A 1,081-nucleotide genomic window follows, 5' to 3' on the forward strand; every position below is an offset into this window, starting at 1 on the left:
TTGGGGTGGTCAAATCTTGGTATGTGCAAGTCAAATTGTCTGATGAATAAGTGTGGCTGGCATAGGCAGTTGTAGACAAAAACAGGATAGTGAAAAGTATTCTTTTCATTTTGGCTTACCTTTAAAAATCAAACTGAAATAGCGTAAAAAGATCTTTCTTCGCGCGGGGAACAAAGCCATGAAGCGCAGAAACTGAGAAGAGCAGCATTGTACTTTTATCTGCTGAATAAGTTAGCAAACCTTATTTGCATCCGCTCTCTATGAAAAAGGTCGTCTGAAAACCCCAAAAACAAGTTTTCAGACGACCTTTCTTTATCCAATCTGGTGCCGGAGAAGGGAATCGAACCCCCGACCTTCGCGTTACGAATGCGCTGCTCTACCGACTGAGCTACACCGGCACGGTGTTCGTTATCATATACATAAACGGGATGTTCGGCAAGTTCGCATTTCCCGATAAGGTCGTTGCTCGGTGAAAATATATGCCGTGTTTTCAGACGACCTTTTTTAAAAAGACTGTATGGGGATATTGTTTTGATGCTTGACTTTCCATCCCTTCCTCCCGCACGGAAACGGCAATGGGTTGGGCAGGTTTATCCGGAATCGGCAAACTGTCAGCCTCCGTCCGAATATATAGTGGATTAACTTTAAATCAGGACAAGGACGAAGCCGGGCAGACAGTACAGATAGTACGGAACCGATTCACTTGGTGCTTCAGCACCTTAGAGAATCGTTCTCTTTGAGCTAAGGCGAGGTAACGCCGTCCTGGTTTAAAGTTAATCCACTATAGAATCTTTAAAGGTTAACAAAAGCGTGGAGCAAAGGATATGGATGCTGGAGGGTGTAACGGTAAACAAAAGGTCGTCTGAAACTGGAAATCCGGTTTCAGACGACCTTTTTTCATATCGAGACATTAGGCAAAGCCAAACGCAGAGGAAATTAATTAACAGCCGATAAGATAGAGTAAAGGCTTGGGGCATCTACGCATAATTCTTCTTTTTCCGAGCGGTAGCAGGTCCAGCTTTTGCCTTTGAATGTACGCTCGGAGGTGGTGTAAGTCTTGTTATTCATCAGTTTGGTCGAA

At 44.0% G+C, this 1,081-nt stretch carries 1 tRNA gene; it reads right to left on the minus strand.

Annotation, left to right across the window (positions count from 1 at the left end):
* Positions 1–322 precede the first annotated feature (322 nt).
* Positions 323–398 (minus strand) — tRNA-Thr (locus tag HMPREF3050_RS00880).
* Positions 399–1,081: the final 683 nt, after the last annotated feature.

This window comes from Neisseria sp. HMSC065D04 (genome assembly GCF_001815675.1).
Taxonomy (GTDB): Bacteria; Pseudomonadota; Gammaproteobacteria; order Burkholderiales; family Neisseriaceae; genus Neisseria.